This is a genomic window from Marinobacter sp. (assembly GCF_044799475.1).
GTDB lineage: Bacteria > Pseudomonadota > Gammaproteobacteria > Pseudomonadales > Oleiphilaceae > Marinobacter.
Genome location: NZ_CP085217.1, coordinates 2,286,107 through 2,307,165, shown reverse-complemented (window position 1 = coordinate 2,307,165; position 21,059 = coordinate 2,286,107). Strand labels below are relative to the sequence as shown.

The following is a 21,059-nucleotide window of genomic DNA, read 5'->3' as shown; positions in this document are numbered from 1 at the left end:
CATCCTCAATTCACTTCCACACAGGAAACGAGACATGGTAACGCTGCATTATATCGGGGTACCCCGGATAGGTCCGGCAAGGGAACTCAAATGGGCCACTGAAAGCTACTGGCACGGCAGATCTACTCTCGATGATCTTCGGGAAACAGGCCGCGTGCTACGTCAGACTCAATGGGAGCGTCAACGGGAAACCGGCGCGGCATTTGTGACAGTAGGTGACTTCACATGGTACGACCAGATTCTGGAGCAGTCCCTGCTGCTGGGCATTGTGCCGGAACGTTTTCGGGACATCCCTCCAGGCGAACATGAAGACAGGGTATTCAGCATCGCCCGGGGAGCCTCCGGGGCGGGTGGAAAAGACCACGCAGCCAGCCCGATGCGCAAATGGTTCGACACGAACTACCACTACCTTGTTCCGGAATGGGATGCCTCCACCCGCCCGGCTCTGGCAGCAGGCGAACTGCTGGCGCAGATAGGTGAGGCAAGGGAGGTCATGAGCGACGTCAAGGTTCAGCTCGCCGGCCCCGCCACTTACCTGTGGCTCAGCGATCTCCGTGGGCTGGAAGCCGAAGAAGCTCTTGACCGCCTCATACCGGTTTATCAGCAACTTCTGACTGTGATTCAGCAGCAAGGCGTTGCCTGGGTTCAGCTCGATGAGCCGATCCTGTGCCTTGATCTTTCCAGCCATTGGCGCAGTCTCATTGAAAAGGCCTATAACCGGCTTGCCGGCAGCCCTGTTCCACTGCTTGTGGCTACCTACTTTGGTGGCCTTGAAGACAACTTATCCCTCGCCCTTCAGTTGCCGGTCGCAGGCATTCACGTAGACCTGGTCAGTGCCCCGGATCAGCTCACGGGTGTTCTGGACCGCCTCGGGCCGAACAAGGTTCTGTCGGCAGGCGTCATCAACGGACGCAATATCTGGCGGGCAGATCTTGACCGCATTTATCAGGATCTTGCTCCTGCCCATGATCGGCTGGGAGACAGGTTATGGCTGTCCACCAGCTGTTCCCTGCTTCATGTTCCCTATAGCGCCAGCGGGGAAGCCGACAGTTCCGGACCGGTGACAGATGCCCTGGCATTCATGGAGGAGAAGCAGCTTGAGCTGGGAGCACTTGCCCGGCGCATGAATGAGAATAATCCGCGCTCATGGCAGCCTGTATTCACCCAAAACCGACAGGCCCTTGACGCGATCGCCGCCAGCAACCTCAGAACCAACCCCGAGGTGGCTGGTCGGCTGGCGGCCATCCAGGATTCCGACCGCAATCGGTCCCAGACCTTTCCCGAGCGCAAGGCGGTCCAGCATCAGCTGCTTCGGCTTCCGCCTCTTCCGACCACCACCATTGGGTCCTTTCCCCAGACTGCAGATATTCGCAGGGCCCGTCAGGAATACCGCCAGCAGATGATCAGTGAAGCGGACTATCACTGCATCATGGAGGCGGCAATTCGGGACAGTATCAAGCGTCAGGAACTCATTGGTCTCGATGTCCTTGTGCACGGAGAGCCCGAACGGAATGACATGGTGGAGTATTTCAGCGACGCCCTGGCCGGCTACACAACGACCCGGCAAGGCTGGGTCCAGAGCTATGGTACCCGGTGCGTCAAACCTCCGGTGATCTACGGCGATATCTACCGGGAATGCCCCCTCACCCTGCCCTGGGCGATCTTTGCCCAGAGTCTGAGTGACCGGCCGGTCAAGGCCATGCTCACCGGCCCCACCACCATGGTAGCCTGGGCCTTTGTAAGAGAGGATCAGCCGCTGGCCAGTGTCACCGATCAGATCGCCCTTGCGCTGCGGGACGAAATTGCCGAGCTTGAGAAGTCAGGGTTGAAGATCATCCAGGTGGATGAACCGGCTCTGAGGGAGAAACTGCCTCTGCGCAAATCCGCCCAGGCCGGATGGCTGGAGCAGGCCACAGGTGCCTTTCGCCTGGCCACAGCCGGCGTGGCGCCGGAAACACAGATTCATACCCACATGTGCTATTCACGGTTCGGGGATATTCTTGAGGGCATCAAAGCGCTGGATGCTGATGTGATCACCATCGAAGCCGCACGCAGCGACCTGGCCCTGCTGGAAGAACTGGCGGCCTCAGGTTATGCCGGCGATCTGGGACCGGGTATTTACGACATTCACAGTCCTCTGGTTCCCAATGAGGGACAGCTGACTGAGATGCTCGAAAACATCCTGGCAGCCTTCCCGGCGGAACGGCTCTGGATCAACCCGGACTGTGGCCTCAAAACCCGGGGCTGGCCGGAGGTTGAAGCTGCTCTGTCAGCCATGGTTGGGGCCGCCAGAAATGTCCGGTCCCGTCTGCTGGAGAAAACAACAGAGGCGAGCGCCTGAGCCAGAAAAAAGGCCCCGGGACACAGTGCCAGCGGGGCCCTCAAACCTTCAGACTTGTACTGTTAGCGCCCCGCCGACCGGCGCACGGCTGAAGCAGAAAACTCCCCCGGCCGGAATCCCGGCCTGAAGTCATAGGGCGCCTGGCCGTCGTCCAGGCCGTCGATGAAGTAACGCTCTGCCTTCAGATCATAGGTAAGCTCAAGCGTGGACCAGAACACCGGGACGCCGTAATAGGAAATGTTATGGGCTTCCGAAACACGCCAGAGGTTGCCCTCATTGTCAAACTCTTCCGCAGCGACAATCTGCCAGCTGTCCTCGTCCAGATAGAAACGACGCTTTTGATAGATGTGCTGGACGCCGGTTCTGAGCGTGGCCTCCACCACCCATACCCGATGAAGCTCATAACGGGTCAGCTCCGGGTTGATGTGTTTTGGCCTGATGATGTCCCTGGCGGTTGCCGCTGGCTGGTGAAGTCTGTAGGCGTTATAGGGCACCAGCATTTCCTGTTTGCCCTTGAGAATCCAGTCATACTGGTTCGGAGCACCGTTGTACATGTCCTTCTGGTCTACTGAACGCAGTGAGGAGCTATTGGGCAGATCCGTCTCATAAGCGAGGTTGGGCGAACGGCGCAGACGCCGGGAACTGCTGTCATAACGCCATGCCAGGCGCGGTGACCGTACCTGGTCCAGGGTTTCATGCACCAGGTTCAGGGTGCCCGCCAGACTCGACGGCGACATGATCCGGGTTTTCAGATAAAAAATGCGGTTATCAATGTCCTTCAGCTCCACACCCGCTTCGCTGTAGGCAAAGTAATAGTCATACTCGGTCAGAATCGGATTGAAACTGCCGTCTCTGGTGGGTGTAGCAAACGCGGACCGGAAGGAGACCTGCTCGCCACGGTAGCGCAGAGTGTGGTTCCAGATCGCTTCAAGGCCATTGCCTGGGATGGGGAACGGGCTTGTCATGATGGTATCTGTCACACCATTGCCATTCTCCAGCAGGGTTGCGCTTGTCGCATTCTGGCGCGACTTCTCGTAGACCGCTTCCGGGTAGGCCGCCGTGCGGTGCGTCCTGTAAACAGGCATCACGTACTCGGGACCGTACTGGCGAAGCAGCGCTTTGTGTCCCTCCGTGAGCCTGTCTTCATAGAGCGCCATGTTCTCGGCTGTGACCACGAAAAGCGGCTCTTCCCGGGCAAAAGGATCTATCTCAATCTGTCCGGGCTTCCAGTCTGAAGGCGGTTTCGCCAGACCGCCGGTCCAGGGCGGAATGGTTCCTGCCTCATTACCTGATCTCACCGCGCCCAGCGGGGTCAGATCGCCATTCAGGCGGGCGGCTTCCGATTCGGAGACTTTGGCGTGGGCCCCGACACTGGCAATCAGGGGTAATGCGGCCAGAGCCGCCAGTATGCGCATGCGCATGAATAATTCCTCCTGCTGACACACCCTGCCCGCACCAGGGATTCTGCCCTGAAGCTGGAGGCCTTGCGGTATGCCGATGAATGACTGTTTCGCGGTGCTTATCTGCCTGATATCGGCACGAGAGACAATAATTTTTTTGTAGTATCTTGTCAGACGCTTGTTTTTCAATTACTTCGAGCAGAGCCTGCCCCACGCATCCTGGATTTGCCCGCACCATCTGAAGTGATTCCCTGCCCATTCCGGGCGCGGATTTCGGGCGAAATCGGTCCGCAGAACTGATACAATTGGGCAACTTTAATACCCGGGACAAATCATGGTTGCAGAGTGGCACAGGCTGGCGTCACAGAAGCTCTTTCTCTCCGAAACGCTGCTACGCCAGCAGTCAGAAGCGCACGAGCCAGTTGCGGAGGCAATGCGGCAAGGCAGCATTGAGCTTGCCCTGAGGGGCCGGCAATGCCTGCTGACACTGATTGCGCGGCACTATCAGTACAAGACGGCTCAGCCCCGCTCACTGGATGAACTGGTGGAACTGATCGGCCCGGAGACGCGGGAAGCGAGGTTTCTGGCGGAACTTAACCGGCAGGCGGGCAGCTGGTGGAATCATCTTGAGCAGCTTGAGCACAGCCAGGCTTATCCCGCCGTGAAAAAAAAGACCGTCTCTGATGAAAACATCATCTCAGTGGCGGCTGAAACCGGCCCCGATCGCTCGTCGTCTGCGATAGCGGGTTCTCTGGAAGCCATGAGAAGGTTTCTCAGCGATCTGACGGCATGGCACGACGAGTGGTAACCGGAGTCTCCTCCCGGGGCATCCTGTGATTGTTCATTTATATCAGGGCTCAGAAGCCCGATTGACCAAAGGTTTTTAAAATGTCGGCATCTTTTTTTGAAATCGTGCAACTCAAGGACGGCGATTATGCACTTCGCCGCATCGACGATGACGAAAGTTCGCCTCTGGTACGTATTTCGTTTTCCAGTGAAGCGAAAGACATGCTGGATGACAGGGAAATGGGCGTGGCCAAGGCCATGATCGCGGCAGGAATTGAGGCAGCCGGCAACGCTGGCCATGATGTTGACTGGGACGAAGACGAATCCGACCGAAGCAGCGCCCGCTCCTCTCACACCCTTCACTGAAGTCTGCTGCCACTTGCTCCCTGGCGAGAGGGGGCTCTCAGCGCTGGCGCAGCACTACGCCATGGCTGTTGCCAGCAGCAGATGCTTTCTGGAGCGACTCAAACGCACGCCGCCCCAGCTTGCCGGTCCACATGACGACTGCGTGACAGGTCCCGGCGCCCAGCGCCTTCTCGGCCAGTGCCAGAGCCGAGTAATCACCGGAGGATCGCAGAACCAGAATCTCCCCCGTTATGATGCCGCGAACATTCTGCCATTTACTGAGCAGCTCCTGCGGAGGGTCGATCCAGGCCAGCCAGCGGCGCTCCTGATTGAGCTGGGTCAGCATGGGCAAAAGCAGCTGGAAGTTCTCCACCTGGCTGGCGGGAAGAATGATTTCCGTGACATTGCCTGCCGCATTTCCGGTTTCGCTGCCACTGCTTTCCGGCACCGGGCGCTGGTAACGGCCTGCCGCCATTCCAGCCATGGAAGAACCGACGTTCACAGAACCGATAACCCGGGCTTCCCCGGCACAAGCATTAACTGCCGGTCTGGCAGGCGCATAGGTCAGATTCTGGTTAAAGCTCAGCTGTTCCATGATAACCCTCGCATGTCTCTCGGCCCGCGGGCCCTTATTCAGTAAAGTCGCCTGGTTGGCGCCGGTATCAGTGCAGATCGGAGCGGCGAATAACGCCCACCCCCAGGCCTTCTATCACCAGCTCCTGCTCACGCAGGTCCACTTCAATGGGCTCAAACTCTTCATTTTCTGCGATCAGCATCACCCGGTTGCCTGAGCGCTGAAAACGCTTGACCGTGACGTCATCACCTACTCTTGCCACCACCACCTGGCCATTGTGGATATCCTGGGTGCGATGAACAGCAAGCAGATCGCCATCGAGAATGCCAATATCCTTCATGCTCATGCCCCGCACCCGCAGGAGGTAATCCGCCGCCGGGGAGAAGAAATCCGGTTGCAGGGTGCAATGGTCTTCTATGTGTTCCTGGGCGAGAATCGGGCTGCCGGCGGCGACCTGACCGACAACTGGCAGCCCCAGATACACTTCGGCTTCAGGCAGCCGGATCCCGCGGCTCGCGCCCGGCACCATCTCAATGGCACCCTTGCGTGCCAGCGCCCTGAGGTGTTCCTCTGCGGCGTTGGCAGACCTGAACCCCAGCTCGGCGGCGATTTCCGCACGTGTTGGCGGATAGCCGGTTTCTTCGATATTGCGCCGGATGATTTCCAGTACCTGTGTTTGCCGTGCTGTCAGCTTCATGACGTTTTCCTGTCTTTATATACAGTAGAGTAAATATATACAGTGTTTTATCCAGTGTAAAGTCATTATTCAGCAGCACGCATGGAACTGTCTCTACCAGACCAGGCTGGCAATACGGGCCAGTTCCTGAGGGTTTACTCCGACCATGCCGTTCAATCGGGCACTATGTTAAAGTCATGGGCTATTTGTACTGGAGACAGCCATGGACACCAGCGGCAGCTGCGCAATGCCGAAGCGAATGAATACCTCGGACGGCAGTGAGCGCCGGGTAGGCGTTGAAATCGAGATCTCGGGCCTCAGCTACGAGAAACTGGTCATTCTGGTTGCAGACCTGCTGGCCGGCGAAGCCAGACTGACTTCCCGCTACGTCAGTTCCGTGGAAACGCCCCTCGGAGAATTTACCGTCGAGCTGGATTCAGAGCCGGTGAAGGATCTGGATCTGCAGGACGAGCGCCTGCCTGAATCCGTCCGTGAACTCGGCGGACATGCGATGGATCTCATAGATGCCGCCGCTGAAAAGATTGTGCCGCTGGAGATCGTCAGTCCTCCCCTGCCGTTCAGGGAGCTGGAGCGTATAGAAGTGCTGTGCAACCGCCTTCGGGAGGCTGGCGCCGTGGGCACCCGGGAGGCGATGATTTACGCCTTTGGTCTGCAGCTGAATCCGGAAGTGCCCGACCTCAAACCAGGCACCCTTGTGGGCTATCTCCGCACATTCGCAGCGCTTTATGACTGGTTCAAGGCGCGTCACCAGCTGGATCTCAGCCGCAAGTTCACCAACTACATCGAGCCCTGGAACAGCAAGTACGTAGACAGGCTGATCGCCGAGGACTACGACCCTGACATGACCGGTCTGATGGAGGACTACCTGAAGGAGAACCCCACCCGGAACCGGGCCCTGGATCTCCTGCCCCTGTTTTCCCATATCGACGATGACCTGCTGCGCAAACACGTCAGGGACACGCGGGTGAAGGCCCGACCCACCTTCCACTATCGGCTTCCCGATTGCGACATAGACAATCCGGAATGGCATTTTTCCACGGTATGGAATGACTGGGTAATTCTGGAGGAGATCGCGGCCAGTGAATCCGAGCTGGAGGAACTGATGGAATTGTTCAGAGCCAGCAGGAAGCTGCTGAGTTTTACCAATCTGACCCATAGCTGGAAAGATCAGTGCCACCAGTGGCTGCAGAAAAAAGGTTACGTCTGACCCGCTTTCAGAGCGGGAGATGTTTTCTCAGAAGGTCCTTGAGCAGACGTGACGTCTGCCCGTCCAGAGCCGACGCCTGCAGGTGACAGTCAACCCACTCTTTAAGTTCTGCCCGTGTTGTCACATAGTGAGGGTCAGAGCCGGTGAGCTGGTGCAGCACGGCCCGCTCCCGGCCAGTGAGTCTTATCTGTTGATCATGTAATAGCATGGAGACGCTTTATGCCCCGTATCGCAAACCGTTTTGCCCAGGTAACAGCCATGGCCATCGCCCTTCCCGTCGCCGCAATGGCGGGAGAGGTCAGTCTTACCGGCGAAGGGTCCGTCAAGTATACGCCAGACAGCGCGCAACTGCAGTTTACCGCAAGTGCGGTGAACCGGGATGCCGAAGCAGCTACGCAACAGGTCAACACCAGAATCACGCAATGGAACGAAGCCATAGAGCCCCTGCGTGACCAGCTGATCGATTACACCGACGCTACGCTGAACCTTCATACCCGTAGCCTGCCTGTGGAGAACCGGGGAGAGAAACCGGAGCAGCGGGCGGTTGCCTCCCAGACCGTCAGCTTTGTGGTCCGTGATCTGGACCTTCTCAATCCGCTCATCGCCAGGGCCCAGGAACTGGGAATGGAATACCACCTGAATGCCGATAATTTTTTCCATTCCGAGGAGGAGGCCTTTCAGCGTCAGGCTCTGGGTTATGCTCTGGCCGATGCCCGGGCACAGTGCAAGTTTGTGGCGGATGAGATGCAGATGAGCTGTGGCGACGTCAAGTCCATCAACATCAACAGCGGTGGACAGCCTGTGCGCATGATGGAGGCACGGGGGGCACGGGGTCCGGTATCGGCAGTGGGGCCCCGGGAATTGCAGGTCAGCGTCAGCGCTACCTTTGAACTTGAGTGATGGGGATGATGGGAATGATAAGAGCGCCAGCGCCCCATGTCGCAGTTGGGGTCGCGGGGGCTGCCGGCCTTCCCTAGAAATCCCGGTTATAGAACAGATCCAGCGAGGCGGCCAGGCCGCTGGCTGCCTCGAGGAAGAAGTACTGCCCAAGATCGTAACGCAGTGCGACTTTGGTGATGGGCTCAAAAACACCGACTCCATAGCGCAAACTGAGCTTCTCTGAAATGTAGCCGCTGGCCACCACTGAAGCCTCGCTTCCCGCACCTTCTGTTTCCAGGGTCAGATCCTCTATCCCGAACTCCTTGCCAATGCCCCGGGTAATCTCTCCGGTCTGGGCCAGACCCATAGCGAGTGCTGCCTGCCCCAACTGCCCGTTATCACCTTCACTCTGTAAAGGCCGGCCGAGCACCAGGTAGGAGAGAGCCTCATTCTGCCTCATGGGAGGCTCTGAAAAGACCTCGGTACGAGGTTCTGACACAGGCCCGGTAAGTCGCAGCCCCGCAGTAACAGCACCTACTTCCCTGACGGCCTCGATATCCAGGTAAGGCTCGGACACCGGCCCGACAAACACCAGCCTGGCGCGGCGCAGGGTCAGCTCCTGGCCGTAGGCCTTGTAGGAGCCTTCCACAAGCTGAAGCGATCCCCGGGTATCCATGTTGTTGCCGATCCGCAGAGAGCCTTTCAGATTGCCGGTGATGCCGAAACCGGAGAATGTCACCAGGTCCTCACCCACATTGACAGTGACATCCATGTTCAGACCCTGAACGGTGTCCTGTTCCTCTTCTTCGCTGTTAACAATCACCTCGTCGTCAGAAACTGATACCGCCTGCGGTGGCAGATTACGGACTTCGATCTCGCCTCGCGGGATATCGACTTTCCCGGTAATCCTGAGATCCCCGTCCTGGAGAACAACTGAGATATCCGGCGCCATTTCGAGATGTGCGTAGGGTTCGTAGGTTATGGGCAGACGGCTGCCAGCAATGTTCAGGTCCACCGAGAGGCCATCCTGCCAGGCCAGACGGCCGTCTACCTGGCCGCTGCTTCGAGCATTGCTCTGCCAGCGACCACTGACCCGCGCTTCCTGGCCACTGAACTCAAGACTGAGCAGAACTTCTTTAAAAGGGAGAGGCAGTGACGGATCAAGCAGCCGGCCATTGGCCAGTACCAGCTCCCCCTGAAGCTCCGGGGCCAGCAGCGGGCCGGTGAATGTGCCGCTGCCGTTCAACTCGCCGCCAATCTCCTCAAGGTCGGCAAGCGCCCCCGCCAGGGAAACATCCAGACCCTGCAGCTGGAACCTGCCATCGACCGGAAGATCCGCAGCCTCAGGATCGACAGTCATCGCCATGGTGAAGCTGCCGAGTTCCGGGCCCGCCAGTTCAAGCTCGAGGTCAGCCTTGCCCGGCTTCAGAATCAGCGCGGTAGCCAGAGTGTTATAGCTGACGGTCTGCCACTGGTCCCGAATCAGGAATGACACCTCCCCAGGTGCTGCATCCAGGTTTATGCGACCATCCGGCCCTGCGTCTGTCATGGTGAGGGCCAGTTGGCCGTCGATCAGCGCCTCCCACCTGAGATTTTCCGGTAGAAGTGGCACCAGGGCCTGGGATGGGAAGTCCTGCAGACGGTAATCCAGGGCAAGGTCCGGCATGAGCATCTGGTCGCCGGCACAGACCGAGCTCTGCTGCCATTGCCAGCAGTGGCTGCCCAGGGTGACCCGACCGGCCGGGGTGTAGGTCAGCGCCGCTGCCTCAGCGAGGCTCCAGACCTGTTCCTGTTCTGCCAGCTCCAGAGTCCCTGCGGAGAGCTCACCCTCCCAGCCTTCCTGCCAGCCACCACTGAACTGCAGCTGTCCTGTGAGCTGGTCATGCACCGTACGTATGGTCAGCGAATGGGCGCTGAGAGTACCGGCGACATCAAGATCCAGTTCGGAAACCTTTTCTCCAGCTGCGGTCAGCCCCCGGCTGCGCACCTCCCCCTCAAGCCGCTGGTTCCCCGCCAGGGTGACGTCAATATCAACGCTGCTCACTGAAACCCTGTCCTGCCACTGGATGTTGCTGGCATTCAGGGCCAGGCTCCCGGCAGGGGCCTCGGGCCGGCCCCGGGCACTGATCTCGCCCCGGACACTGCCAGCGAGGTCGGGCAGAAAAACACTGAGATCGGGCAGATCGAGGGAGAGATCGGCTTCCAGCTGCTCGTGCCAGCTCCCTGCTCCGCTGATCCGGTTGTCGCCAACAATCAGCGCCAGGTCACTGACAGTCCAGCGGGAGTCTACGGCTTCCAGCTCTCCGTGGGCCTCGGTGCTCCGGCCTCTCCAGGTGCCGTCCAGATTCCAGTTGGCGATGAGGGAGGGCCGCCCCTTGTCATCGAGGCTGCCCTCGCTGGCTACCTCACCGCTCAGGTCTGCCTCCAGCTCCGGTAGCCAGAAACCGGGATTGAAACGGCTCAGAACCAGCTGCGCCTGCCAGGCCAGCTGCTGTGCAAAACCAAGGGTGGCGTCACCTTTGAGCTGGCCGGCGCCGGTATTGATTATCAGGTCGCTGAGACTGACTTCCGACATATTTCCTGCAACCGATGTGTCCAGCGTGGTAACACCAAGAGGCCCCTCTGCCTCTGCCGCCAGTGTCGCCTCGTATTCGCCGTCCCTGTAATTCGCCTCACCCGTCAGGGAACTGACCGACAGCGGAAGATCCTCGACGTCAGGAACCAGGTCATACCAAGGGAAGTGCTGAAGGTCAAAGTCGGCCGCTGCCGTCAGAGGACCCGACCAGTCCACGCTGCCAGCAACCTCCAGCTCACTCGCACCTTCGATGCGGTGGTAGGGAGCCGACAGGTTAATCCTGATGTCGTCTGCCTGTTCGGTTGTGACATGGCCCGACAGCTGGAGTTTGACCGCACCACGGGCCCCGGGGAGCGAGCTCAGGCCTTCCACCTGAAAACCATCGGCCAGGCTGCCACGCAGATCCAGTTCAACGGTTTCCAGTGCCAGTGTCGGGGGCAGGGTTTCCACTGCCAGAAAACGGGGCGAGTTTATCGCCAGCCGCGCCGGCAGATCCGGATCCAGCGGCTCCACCCGGCCTTCCAGCTCTGCATTCAGATAGCCGCTGCTCTGTCCCTGGATTCGCAGATCCCGGACACTGCCCGCCAGTGCCAGATCGAGCTGCCAGTCCTCCCCTTCCGGAGGTGGCAGAGTGGTGATCAGGTCGAGATTGACGGGCCAGTCACCTCTCATGGTGACACGTCCTGACAGGTCGAGAGTTACTGGTTCCCGGTCTACATACAGCCGGCCAATCTGCAGGGATGCTCCGGAGCCCTGGGCGGAAAGCGTCAGCTCGTTCCAGAGCAGATTCTGGTTGAAACGGAATTCTCCCAGTTCAACCTTTTCCACAACCACCGCAAGGGGAATGTCCACCACTGGAAGGCTGATTCTCTGCCGCTCTTCCGGTTCCTCTTCAGCCTCACCAGCTGGCTGAATTTGCAGATCAACTTTTTCGGCAAGCAGCGCATCCAGGCAGAGAGTTTTATGAATCAGGCAGGAAGGCCGCCACACCAGGTGCGGTCCTGTCACTTCCGCCCTGACGCCGTACCCCTGCCAGAGCAGGTGCTCGGCCTGCCAGCTGTCCACCAGCGAACCCTCGCCACCCCGGATTTCCAGTCCGTCGATCTGGGCCAGCAACCAGGCCGTTCCGGCATCGGTACGCAGGGTAAACCAGGCGCCCGCCGCCAGCAGCAGTGGAAGAATGATAATGGCTGCCAGCGAAACCAGCAGGATTCTTTTGACCCGCCTCGCCCGACTCATAGCTCAGGTCCCATCGAGAAGTGGAGGCGCCAGGACCCGCCCAGATCCTCATCCAGGCCCTTTGCCACGTCAAGTCGGAGTGGCCCCACCGGACTGATCCAGCGGATGCCCACACCAGCACCGGTAGCCAGCTTGTCAGAGAGGTCATTGATGGCATTGCCTTCATCCACAAAAGCTGCCAGCCGCCAGGACTCAGTGATCGGGAACTGATACTCCAGGCTGCCCGCGAACAGGTATTTGCCCCCCACACCGGTTCCCTCTGAATTCTCCGGGGACAGGGATTCAAAATCATAACCGCGCACACTCTGGTCACCGCCGGCAAAGAACCTCAGAGACGGCGGGACGTCAGAAAATTCATTGGAGCCAACGGCACCAGCTTTTGCTCTTGCCAGGAAACGATGGCCGTCACCCAGGGTTATAATGCCCCGGGCAAAACCGATGACCTGCACAATGTCGGCGTCAGAGAAAAAGCCGCGATGTGCTCCGGTCACCTCAAAGCCCAGACGGTACCCCCGGGAGGGGTCCAGAGGGGAATCTGCCGACAGCCTGGAGTAACTCGCACCCGGCAGCAACAGACGGCTGGTATCCGTGGTCTCATCGCCAATCTGGAACCGTTCGCCCTCAAGCCGCAGGGACAGGATCTGCTCCCAGCCGTTGTCAAGGGCATGCTGCCATTGCTGACCCAGAGTCAGGCGCTCGGATTCGATATCCTCTATGTCTTCTCTCAGGTAACCACCGGTCAATCGGATCGAGTCGCTCATGGGTGGGTCAAGCGGCAGTTCATACCACCCACTCAGGGTCTGTCTGGGAGCAGCCAGCTCCATTTTAGCACCGCGACGATGCCCCATGGGGTTGACCCAGTGTTCGGTCCAGGTGCCCGTGAGCCTTGGGCCTATGTCTGTTGAAAAGCCAATCCCTGCTGCCACTGAACGCCGGTCCCTGTGGGACAGCCTTACTGTGACCGGGATGGTACGGTCAACGGCATCCTGGGGTGAGGCATCCACCACCACCTGGGAAAAATAACCGCTGTTGGAAAGATTGCTGTTGAGTCTGGCCACCTTGTCAGCGTGATAGGCAGTGCCGGGTTCAAAGTTGATGAAACGCCTCAGGAGGTCTTCTTCCAGCTCATCACCACCGGCAAACTCGACGTCGCCGAGGCGATAGCGCTCTCCGCTCTGATAGATCAGATCAATATCCGCCGTCAGCGCCTCCGGGTCCACTTTGAGACGGCTGGTGGTAAAGCTGCCATCGAAGTAACCCCGGCGCTGGGCAAGATTGGTGATGGCGCCTTTCACAGCCTGATAATCGGCGTGGCTGAGCACATCCCCCGTTTTGAGTCGCTCCACTGGAATTGCCTGAAAGCCGGGGTCTCCGGATGCGGGCCCGAGGATCCTGACGGTGCGGGAACTGATGCGCACCGGCTTGCCCGGGTCCACAGTCAGGACAAGCCTGGGGATGTCCTCGTCCGTGACCTGCCAGTCAATTTCCGGATTGTAATAGCCAAGCGCCCGCAGGGCCTGACTCACCTGATCCACCCCGTGACTGGCAAAGCGTCGAAGCCCCTCAGCACTCCGGCCTTCCACCTTACCAAGGAAGGCCTCGGCATTTTCCCGGAGAGCCGGAAAATCACCCTTGAACCGTAGCTCCAGCTGCTCCCCAAAGGCCAGGGCAGGCAGAAAAAGGCAGCACACAAGACTGTGACGCCACCGTAAACCGCGAACCCGCCCATATCCATGCGTCATCCGGAAACCTGACCGTAAAGAACCCCGTGGTAAATGGCGAAGAAATGGCAGGTGCTGCCGCCGACCACGAAGAGATGCCAGATGGCATGATTGAAAGGAATCTGCTTTATCAGGTAAAACACTATCCCCAGAGTATAGGTAAGTCCGCCAGCAACGACCAGCCAGACTCCCAGTGTGCTCACCGTTTCCACAAGCTCTCTGGAAGCCAGCACAATCAGCCACCCCATGCCCAGATAGATGGCCATCTGCAGTGCCTTCAACCGGTGGCCGAATCCCAGCTTGAGGATAATGCCCAGAAGAGCGAGGCCCCAGATGGTGCCGAACATGATCCAGCCGGTAGTCCCGCGCATGTTAACGAGCAGAAAAGGCGTATAGGTTCCGGCAATCAGCAGGAAGATGGCGCAATGGTCGAGCATCTTGAAGACCTGTCGCGCCCGCTCCCCCTTCACAGAGTGATAAAGGGTGGAGAAAACAAACAGCAATGTCATGCTGATGCCGAATACACTGAAACTCACGATCTTCCATGCATTCGCCTCCATGGATGCCAGAACCACCAGCACAATCATTCCCGCTATGCTGGCCACCGACGCCAGCCCATGGCTCAGAACATTAAGCCGCTCTTCTGTCTTTGAATATTCTTCAGGCATAACCGCATGGTCCCTCATGAATCCCGCTTGGTTTACGCACTGGAATGATGATGAGATGCACCCCTGTCCCGGATGTCGGAAGCGACACTGTGAGCTTGCCGTCGGTAGATCAAGTTAATCGCAAGAAAGCTGCGCTTACAACCCGGCGAAGTCGTCGCAGAAACGGAAATAGGCTACTCTTGGGGGCCACTTGAAGCTTTCACAAAAAGGCCGGATCCAGAGGAATGATCAGATTTAACCGGGAAAACCTGCGTAAAGATCATCAGTTGATCTGGTTCACCCTCGATTTTCTCATGCTCGGGCTGCTGATTCTCAACCTGGCCCTGATCGTTTTCGATTTCTTCTACAGTTTCGCGGGTGTCCAGGGGCTGCTGTCGGAGTACGTGCCGATAGTGACCGATGTTTACCAGCCGGTTCATGAAAACTTCATCTTTTACGATCTCATCTTTGTCAGCATATTCCTTACCGAATTCTGTATCCGCTGGGTGCATGCCATCACAGTGCATACCTATTCCCGCTGGTATTTCTATCCGTTCATTCACTGGTACGACCTGGTTGGCTGTGTCCCTGTGGGCACCCTGCGTTTTCTGCGTCTGCTGCGCATCATTTCCATCATTTACCGCCTGCAGAAGTACAAGGTTATCGACATAACCCAGACCAAAGCATACGGGTTTTTTGCTTTTTATTACGACGCCTTCATGGAAGAGCTGTCGGACCGTATCGTTGTCAAGATTCTCTCAGGCGTACAGGATGAAATCAGCCGGGGGTCTCCCCTGTTTGACCGCATCAAGCACGACATTCTGTATCCAAGACGCACAATGATTGCTGACTGGCTGTCGGAGAGGGTGGCAGAAGCCACGCAAGAGAGCTACATGCCCAACAGGGGCGCCCTGCGCGTCTACCTTGAGGCCCGGGTGGATACGGCACTCCAGCAGAATGTCGAACTGTCCCGCCTGCGCTTCCTCCCTGTGGTGGGGCCCACAATTCAGTCGACCCTGGAGGAAGCCGTGGGCGATATTGTGGCAACCGTTATTCATCAGCTTCTCGATGACCTTGCTTCCAGCCGCAATCACGGCTTTATAGAAGACGTGGTGAACGCGTTTCTGCCAGAACGCACCACGGGGGAAGGGGAAGAGCAAGGCGAAGATGAAGCCAACGAGGCTCTTAAAAACCTGATCAATGAAATCCTGGAAGAGGTAAAAAATCAGGTACACGTCAAACACTGGCGGGGCGCGCTTTAGAACAGGAGATAATAGATGACAGCTCTGCATTACCGCCCTGCCCACGAACTGGTAGCTGACCTGAAGTCCGGCGCCCTGAGCAGCGTCCAGCTGACTCAGGCTCTGCTTGAGCGAATCAGGGAAGTCAACGGAGACATCAATGCGGTTGTTACCCTCGCCGGCGATGCCGCCCTTATCCAGGCAAAAAAGGCGGATGAGCGCCGGGAAAACGGGGAGCCACTGGGAGCTCTTCATGGGCTTCCGGTCACCGTGAAGGACACATGGGAAGTGGCTGGAATGCTATGCACTGCGGGGGCGCCGAAACTCAGCGACTACCATCCCGCGACCCACGCCGATGTCATCGAGCGGCTGACCGCCGCCGGGGCCATCATCATGGGCAAAACCAATGTGCCCATTTATGCCGGTGACATACAGAGCTACAACCGGCTCTTTGGGGTCACCCGCAACCCCCACAACCTTGAGCGCACCTCCGGCGGCTCCTCTGGCGGAAGCGCGGCAGCAACCGCAACGGGAATGACTCCCCTTGAGCTGGGCAGCGACCTGGCGGGCTCGGTCCGCATCCCGGCACACTTCTGCGGGGTATTTGGCCACAAGCCCAGCCGCGCCATACTGTCCTTCCGGGGCCACATTCCAGGGCCGCCCGGCACCCTTTCCCGGCCTGACCTGCCGGAGGGCGGTCCCATCGCCCGCACCGCCCGGGATCTGGAACTCATGCTTGGCGTCATTGCCGGTCCGGGCAAGCTGGAAGCCCGAAGCTGGGCCCTCAACCTGAGCCCTTCGAAGATCACCAGCCTTGGCGAAGCCCGGGTCGGACACTGGCTCCAGGATCCGCTCTGCCCGGTAGAACAGTCGCTGACCGAGGCTTACGAAGCTCTTGCCTCCGAGCTTGAAAAGGCCGGCGCGATGGTTGCTCCTGCCACCCACGACCTGCTGAGCATGGAACACATCATGCCGGTGTACTTCAACCTGCTGGGCAGTCTGCTGAGCGTCTCCCTGACGCCGGCGCAGAGGCGCCAGATGAAATGGGTGGCGCGGCTGGAAAAACTGCTGAGGCTGTTCTTCCCCATGACCGCAGGCTCCGCCCAATTTGGCCGGGGCGTTAACCAGCCGGTTCATGACTGGTTTGTGTGGAATGAGGTGCGGGAGAAAATGCGAAGCCGGATTGACGAACTGTTTCAGGAATTCGATGTCCTGCTTACCCCGGTGACGCCCACCACTGCTATTCCCCACGATTACGAAAGGCCGGTTTCGAGGCGCCGTATACAGGTAAACGGTGAATCGCGGGCCTATCTGGATCAGTTCTGCTGGATCGCCATGGCCACACTTCTTGGCCTGCCTGCCACCACCGTTCCCATCGGGAAGAGCCGCGAAGGCCTGCCCTACAGTGTCCAGGTGATCGGAGCGCCTGGGATGGATCTGACCACCCTCAGGTTTGCAGATCTGCTGGAGCAAAGTGGGCTGGCGGGGTTTGTGCCGCCCGAGAGTTACCCGGCCTAGATCCGGTCAGGCCACCGTTACGGCGTCGGACAGATAGACATCCTGAATTGCGTGCAATAGCTCGACGCCTTCGGCCATGGGTTTCTGGAAGGCCTTTCGCCCCGAAATCAGTCCCATGCCACCGGCACGTTTGTTGATCACGGCCGTGCGCACGGCCTGATGCAGGTCGTCACTGCCCGACGAGCCCCCCGAGTTAATAAGCCCGATGCGGCCCATGTAGCAGTTTGCGACCTGATAACGGGCAAGCTCAATTGGGTGATCGGTGGCCAGTTCGGAGTACACACGCTCGTGGGTCTTCCCGAAATTGAGCGCTTTGAAACCCCCATTTACCGTTGCCTGCTTCTGCTTGACGATATCAGCGCCGATGGTCACCGCCAGATGATTGGCCTGGCCGGTCAGATCCGCTGCGGTGTGATAATCAGCATCGTCCTGCTTGAATTCCGGGTTGCGGAGATAAGCCCAGAGCACGGTGACCATGCCCAGTTCGTGGGCGCGTTCAAACGCTTGCGAGACTTCTTCAATCTGCCGGCGGGATTCGGGCGAGCCGAAGTAGATGGTTGCGCCAACGGCAACGGCGCCGAGCTCGAACGCCTGATCGGCCGTGGCGAACAGCGTCTGGTCGTGACGATTCGGATAGGTCAGAAGTTCGTTGTGATTGAGTTTAACCAGGAATGGAATCCTGTGGGCATAGCGGCGGCTGACCGACGCCAGCACGCCGTAGGTAGATGCAATGGCATTACACCCCCCCTCAAGCGCCAGCTCCACAAGATTTCCCGGATCGAAGTACAGCGGGTTCGGTGCAAATGACGCGCCAGCGGAATGTTCCACGCCCTGATCGACCGGCAGAATCGACAAATAGCCGGTATTGCCCAGCCGGCCATGCCCCAGGATCGTCTGCAGGTTACGCAGCACGGTATTGGACCGATTACTGTCGACCAGCACCCGGGACACGTAATCTGGTCCCGGTAAATGCAGATGACCGCCGTTGATTCCCCGGCACTCATAGCCGAGCAGGGACTCAGCTTCGTCGCCGAGGATGCGTTCGATGTCATTCATTGGCTCTCCCTCAATCATGGTTCGCATACGCTACTTTCAGGATCCACCGGAAAGCCGGAAAATGCCAGGCCTGGTTGACCAGGCCCCGCTTTTCGTATCGATCCCAGCTGTAATCCTCTTTCCGTGAACTCTGTGTACAAAGGTCGTTATTTCAATATAGCTCTCAACTGCCCCGGTTAAAGATACACTGGTTTTATCACTTAAAGATTGTTAGCTTTTGAACAGGCACGGATAGAACCTGAACCAACTACAGAACGCTGCCTACAGGCGTACCCGGGTGTCAAGTCAGGATGTCAGTGACAGGCCCGATTTTCCGGTGGCCCGTCAGAGTGGTCAGAGAGTAGCCGTGCTGCTGAAAGAAGGATTTTGAATGACGTTAATTCGGGGCCATTTTCAAGTCACCCCGCGATTCACTCATCAGAGGAAGGGAGAGCCAGAAGCATGAAGACATTGACCGACCTGGATTTAACAGATTCGCGCGTCCTGGTCCGGGTGGACTTCAACGTCCCCCAGAATGACGATGGCAAGGTGCTGGACGACACCCGCATACGCGCCGCTCTGCCGACACTGCGCCACCTCCTGGACAAAAACGCCGCCTGTGTGTTGATGAGTCACCTTGGTCGGCCCAAAGGTGAGCCGGTGGCACACCTGAGCCTGGCGCCGGTTGCGGAAAAGCTCGCTGAACTGTTGCCCGACAATCGGATACGGCATTGCGAAGAGGTTGTGGGGGCGCGGGCCGAGGAGATGGCCCGGTCCCTGAGCGGTGGCGAAATCCTTTTGCTGGAGAATCTGCGATTCCATCCCGGCGAAAAGAGCAACGACGACGGGTTTGCCAGGGATCTGGCGGAGCTTGGCGATATCTATGTCAATGACGCCTTCGCCGCCTGTCACCGAAAGCACGCTTCCGTGCACGCCATTACAAAGCACTTCCCAGCGGAAAAGCGGGCGGCAGGCCAGTTGGTGGAGCGGGAAATTGAAGCCCTGGACAAGGTCGTCGCTAATCCGCAGCAACCGCTACTGGCGGTTTTCGGCGGCGCCAAAGTACCGGATAAGCTCGAAGCCATCGAGGCACTCATCGACCAGGCCGGGCAGATACTGATCGGGGGTGCCATGGCCTACACCTTCCTGCGGGCCCAGGGCGTTTCTACTGGCGCCTCCAAAGTGGAAGAAGATCGCCTCGACGCCGCCCGCGAGATCCTCGGCAAGGCAGGTGACAAACTCCTTCTGCCCACAGACCATGTCATGAGCATGGAGGATGAAGTCCGCACAGGTGAGGAAATCACCGGTGACTGGATGGGCATGGACATCGGGCCGGATACTGCTGACCGGTATTCGGAAGCCATCAGGAAGGCCGCTACGGTGGTATGGAACGGCCCCATGGGCAAGATTGAGGAGGAGAGGTTTTTCAGCGGCACACGGCAAATAGCGGAAGCCATGGCCGAGTCCTCCGGGGTCACCGTTGTTGGTGGCGGAGAAACCGGGCAAGCGGTTCACAAGATCGGGGTGGAGGACAAACTGACGCACCTTTCCACTGGTGGCGGCGCATTTCTTGACTACCTCGCCCATGGCTCACTACCCGCGCTGGATGCCCTGAAGGAGGATTAAGCAATGGATCTCAGACCCCTCCTCGCCGAGAGCGAGACAAAAATCCTCTTCGTCGTTGCGGATGGCCTCGGCGGTATTGACAGTGAAGGCCGGGGCACAGAACTGGAAGCAGCCCGGACACCCAATCTGGACAGGCTGGCGCGTCAGGGAGCCACCGGCTTGACCTACCCCGTGGCGCCCGGCATCACGCCCGGCAGCGGCCCCGGCCATCTGGGTCTTTTTGGCTATGATCCGGTGGAGCACAACATCGGACGGGGGGTTCTTACCGCACTCGGCATCAACTTCGACCTGCAGCCTGGCGACGTGGCGGCCCGCGGTAATTTCTGCACCCTTAACAGCGACGGCGATGTGACCGACCGGCGGGCCGGCCGCATTGATACCCGGGAATGCCGGCGGCTGGTGGAGATGCTCAGGGAGATTCGCCTCGACGACGTGGAGGTTTACGTGGAACCGGTCAAGGAACACCGCTTGCTGCTGGTTTTGCGGAGTAAAAAGAACACATTGGGCGCTGAGATAGACAACACGGATCCTCAGCGAACCGGCGTGCCCCCCCTGGAACCCCATGGCCGGGACGAAAACTCGCAGAAAACCGCCCGCATGGTGGGTGAGTTCCTGACGCAGGCCCGGGAAATTCTTGCCCAGGAAGATCCCGCCAACTTTGTGCTTTTGCGGGGTTTTGCACAGCTGCCCCGGTTAGCGTCGTTTAAGGAAAGCTATGGCCTGAATGGTTGCGCCCTGGCGGGGTACCCCATGTACCGGGGCATCGCCCGGCTGCTGGGCATGAAAGTCGTGGATTGTGGCCCGGATCTGGAAAGCGAAATTGAAGCGCTGGAGGCTGCCTGGTCGGACCATGATTTTCTGTTCCTGCACTTCAAGGATACGGACAGCCTCGGCGAGGATGGCGACTTCGAAGGCAAGGTAGCGGCTATCGAGGAACTGGATCAGGCAATCCCCCGAATAATGGAGCTGCGACCGGATGTCATTGTGGTAACGGGAGATCACAGTACCCCCAGCGCAATGGCCAGCCACAGCTGGCACCCCGTGCCGGTTCTCATAAGTGCAAACACCTGCCGGGTGGACGGAGTCCAGGTCTTCGGTGAAACCGCCTGCGCCGGAGGCGGGCTGGGCCATCTGCCGGCAAAACATCTGATGACCCTGGCCCTGGCCCATGCCGGCCGTCTGCGAAAATTCGGAGCCTGAGCAACAGGTTCGCACCGGGCCATACCGG

At 58.8% G+C, this 21,059-nt stretch carries 17 protein-coding genes; 9 read left to right on the top strand and 8 right to left on the bottom strand.

Going from position 1 to position 21,059, the window contains the following annotated elements; genetic code table 11:
* Positions 1-34: 34 nt before the first annotated feature.
* On the top strand, positions 35-2,341 hold the full coding sequence (metE, locus tag LG327_RS10730; RefSeq protein ID WP_404361805.1) for a 5-methyltetrahydropteroyltriglutamate--homocysteine S-methyltransferase: 2,307 nt from the start codon (positions 35-37) through the stop codon (positions 2,339-2,341).
* A gap of 62 nt (positions 2,342-2,403) precedes the next feature.
* Here the strand turns inward: metE and LG327_RS10725 are convergent, their stop codons facing one another.
* Positions 2,404-3,762: a DUF1329 domain-containing protein gene (locus tag LG327_RS10725; RefSeq protein ID WP_404361804.1), complete on the bottom strand. Its 1,359-nt coding sequence runs from the start codon at positions 3,760-3,762 to the stop codon at positions 2,404-2,406.
* Positions 3,763-4,075: 313 nt separating this feature from the next.
* Here LG327_RS10725 and LG327_RS10720 point away from each other — a divergent pair, with 313 nt between their 5' ends.
* Entirely contained in the window at positions 4,076-4,549 is a 474-nt protein-coding gene (locus tag LG327_RS10720) for a hypothetical protein (RefSeq protein WP_404361803.1), read from the top strand.
* An 80-nt stretch (positions 4,550-4,629) separates the two neighbouring features.
* Positions 4,630-4,893, top strand: coding sequence for a hypothetical protein (locus LG327_RS10715; protein WP_404361802.1), 264 nt, complete (start codon positions 4,630-4,632; stop codon positions 4,891-4,893).
* A 37-nt stretch (positions 4,894-4,930) separates the two neighbouring features.
* On the opposite strand, the gene LG327_RS10710 is transcribed toward LG327_RS10715, so the two are convergent.
* Both LG327_RS10710 and lexA read right to left on the bottom strand, forming a co-directional pair.
* Positions 4,931-5,467 (bottom strand): cell division inhibitor SulA, encoded by a 537-nt coding sequence (locus tag LG327_RS10710; RefSeq protein WP_404361801.1) that lies wholly within the window; start codon positions 5,465-5,467, stop codon positions 4,931-4,933.
* Positions 5,468-5,534: 67 nt separating this feature from the next.
* Positions 5,535-6,143, bottom strand: coding sequence for a transcriptional repressor LexA (gene lexA, locus LG327_RS10705; protein ID WP_404361800.1), 609 nt, complete (start codon positions 6,141-6,143; stop codon positions 5,535-5,537).
* A gap of 202 nt (positions 6,144-6,345) precedes the next feature.
* Here lexA and LG327_RS10700 point away from each other — a divergent pair, with 202 nt between their 5' ends.
* Positions 6,346-7,350: an amidoligase family protein gene (locus tag LG327_RS10700; RefSeq protein ID WP_404361799.1), complete on the top strand. Its 1,005-nt coding sequence runs from the start codon at positions 6,346-6,348 to the stop codon at positions 7,348-7,350.
* Between the two features lie 7 nt (positions 7,351-7,357).
* Here LG327_RS10700 and LG327_RS10695 read toward each other — a convergent pair whose 3' ends face one another.
* Entirely contained in the window at positions 7,358-7,558 is a 201-nt protein-coding gene (locus tag LG327_RS10695) for a hypothetical protein (protein WP_404361798.1), read from the bottom strand.
* Positions 7,559-7,569: 11 nt separating this feature from the next.
* On the opposite strand from LG327_RS10695, the gene LG327_RS10690 reads away from it, so the two are divergent.
* A complete protein-coding gene (locus tag LG327_RS10690; protein WP_404361797.1) occupies positions 7,570-8,250 on the top strand; it encodes an SIMPL domain-containing protein in 681 nt (226 codons plus the stop codon).
* A gap of 73 nt (positions 8,251-8,323) precedes the next feature.
* Here LG327_RS10690 and LG327_RS10685 read toward each other — a convergent pair whose 3' ends face one another.
* The 3 genes from LG327_RS10685 to LG327_RS10675 are packed head-to-tail and all read right to left on the bottom strand — an operon-like array spanning position 8,324 to position 14,432.
* Positions 8,324-12,043 (bottom strand): translocation/assembly module TamB domain-containing protein, encoded by a 3,720-nt coding sequence (locus LG327_RS10685; protein ID WP_404361796.1) that lies wholly within the window; start codon positions 12,041-12,043, stop codon positions 8,324-8,326.
* A complete protein-coding gene (locus LG327_RS10680; RefSeq protein WP_404361795.1) occupies positions 12,040-13,785 on the bottom strand; it encodes an autotransporter assembly complex family protein in 1,746 nt (581 codons plus the stop codon). The genes LG327_RS10685 and LG327_RS10680 overlap by 4 nt, the downstream gene beginning before the upstream one ends.
* The gene (locus LG327_RS10675) at positions 13,782-14,432 is read right to left on the bottom strand and encodes a hemolysin III family protein (RefSeq protein WP_404361794.1); all 651 of its coding nucleotides are present in this window, start codon (positions 14,430-14,432) and stop codon (positions 13,782-13,784) included. The genes LG327_RS10680 and LG327_RS10675 overlap by 4 nt, the downstream gene beginning before the upstream one ends.
* Positions 14,433-14,656: 224 nt before the next feature.
* On the opposite strand from LG327_RS10675, the gene LG327_RS10670 reads away from it, so the two are divergent.
* Both LG327_RS10670 and LG327_RS10665 read left to right on the top strand, forming a co-directional pair.
* The gene (locus LG327_RS10670) at positions 14,657-15,673 is read left to right on the top strand and encodes a hypothetical protein (protein ID WP_404361793.1); all 1,017 of its coding nucleotides are present in this window, start codon (positions 14,657-14,659) and stop codon (positions 15,671-15,673) included.
* Positions 15,674-15,688: 15 nt separating this feature from the next.
* The gene (locus LG327_RS10665) at positions 15,689-17,170 is read left to right on the top strand and encodes an amidase (protein WP_404361792.1); all 1,482 of its coding nucleotides are present in this window, start codon (positions 15,689-15,691) and stop codon (positions 17,168-17,170) included.
* Between the two features lie 6 nt (positions 17,171-17,176).
* Here LG327_RS10665 and LG327_RS10660 read toward each other — a convergent pair whose 3' ends face one another.
* On the bottom strand, positions 17,177-18,226 hold the full coding sequence (locus LG327_RS10660; RefSeq protein WP_404361791.1) for a class I fructose-bisphosphate aldolase: 1,050 nt from the start codon (positions 18,224-18,226) through the stop codon (positions 17,177-17,179).
* Between the two features lie 441 nt (positions 18,227-18,667).
* Between LG327_RS10660 and LG327_RS10655 the strand changes: the two genes are divergently transcribed.
* Positions 18,668-19,831, top strand: coding sequence for a phosphoglycerate kinase (locus LG327_RS10655; RefSeq protein WP_404361790.1), 1,164 nt, complete (start codon positions 18,668-18,670; stop codon positions 19,829-19,831).
* A gap of 3 nt (positions 19,832-19,834) precedes the next feature.
* Positions 19,835-21,031 (top strand): 2,3-bisphosphoglycerate-independent phosphoglycerate mutase, encoded by a 1,197-nt coding sequence (locus LG327_RS10650; protein WP_404361789.1) that lies wholly within the window; start codon positions 19,835-19,837, stop codon positions 21,029-21,031.
* The last annotated feature ends 28 nt before the right edge of the window (positions 21,032-21,059 follow it).

Coding starts and splice junctions, on each gene's coding strand:
- LG327_RS10715 (WP_404361802.1), top strand. CDS start 4,630: ATGTCGGCATCTTTTTTTGAAATCGTGCAACTCAAGGACGGCGATTAT.
- LG327_RS10690 (WP_404361797.1), top strand. CDS start 7,570: ATGCCCCGTATCGCAAACCGTTTTGCCCAGGTAACAGCCATGGCCATC.
- LG327_RS10675 (WP_404361794.1), bottom strand. CDS start 14,432: ATGCCTGAAGAATATTCAAAGACAGAAGAGCGGCTTAATGTTCTGAGC.
- LG327_RS10720 (WP_404361803.1), top strand. CDS start 4,076: ATGGTTGCAGAGTGGCACAGGCTGGCGTCACAGAAGCTCTTTCTCTCC.
- lexA (WP_404361800.1), bottom strand. CDS start 6,143: ATGAAGCTGACAGCACGGCAAACACAGGTACTGGAAATCATCCGGCGC.
- LG327_RS10680 (WP_404361795.1), bottom strand. CDS start 13,785: ATGACGCATGGATATGGGCGGGTTCGCGGTTTACGGTGGCGTCACAGT.
- LG327_RS10725 (WP_404361804.1), bottom strand. CDS start 3,762: ATGCGCATGCGCATACTGGCGGCTCTGGCCGCATTACCCCTGATTGCC.
- LG327_RS10700 (WP_404361799.1), top strand. CDS start 6,346: ATGGACACCAGCGGCAGCTGCGCAATGCCGAAGCGAATGAATACCTCG.
- LG327_RS10650 (WP_404361789.1), top strand. CDS start 19,835: ATGGATCTCAGACCCCTCCTCGCCGAGAGCGAGACAAAAATCCTCTTC.
- LG327_RS10665 (WP_404361792.1), top strand. CDS start 15,689: ATGACAGCTCTGCATTACCGCCCTGCCCACGAACTGGTAGCTGACCTG.
- LG327_RS10695 (WP_404361798.1), bottom strand. CDS start 7,558: ATGCTATTACATGATCAACAGATAAGACTCACTGGCCGGGAGCGGGCC.
- LG327_RS10670 (WP_404361793.1), top strand. CDS start 14,657: ATGATCAGATTTAACCGGGAAAACCTGCGTAAAGATCATCAGTTGATC.
- LG327_RS10655 (WP_404361790.1), top strand. CDS start 18,668: ATGAAGACATTGACCGACCTGGATTTAACAGATTCGCGCGTCCTGGTC.
- metE (WP_404361805.1), top strand. CDS start 35: ATGGTAACGCTGCATTATATCGGGGTACCCCGGATAGGTCCGGCAAGG.
- LG327_RS10710 (WP_404361801.1), bottom strand. CDS start 5,467: ATGGAACAGCTGAGCTTTAACCAGAATCTGACCTATGCGCCTGCCAGA.
- LG327_RS10685 (WP_404361796.1), bottom strand. CDS start 12,043: ATGAGTCGGGCGAGGCGGGTCAAAAGAATCCTGCTGGTTTCGCTGGCA.
- LG327_RS10660 (WP_404361791.1), bottom strand. CDS start 18,226: ATGAATGACATCGAACGCATCCTCGGCGACGAAGCTGAGTCCCTGCTC.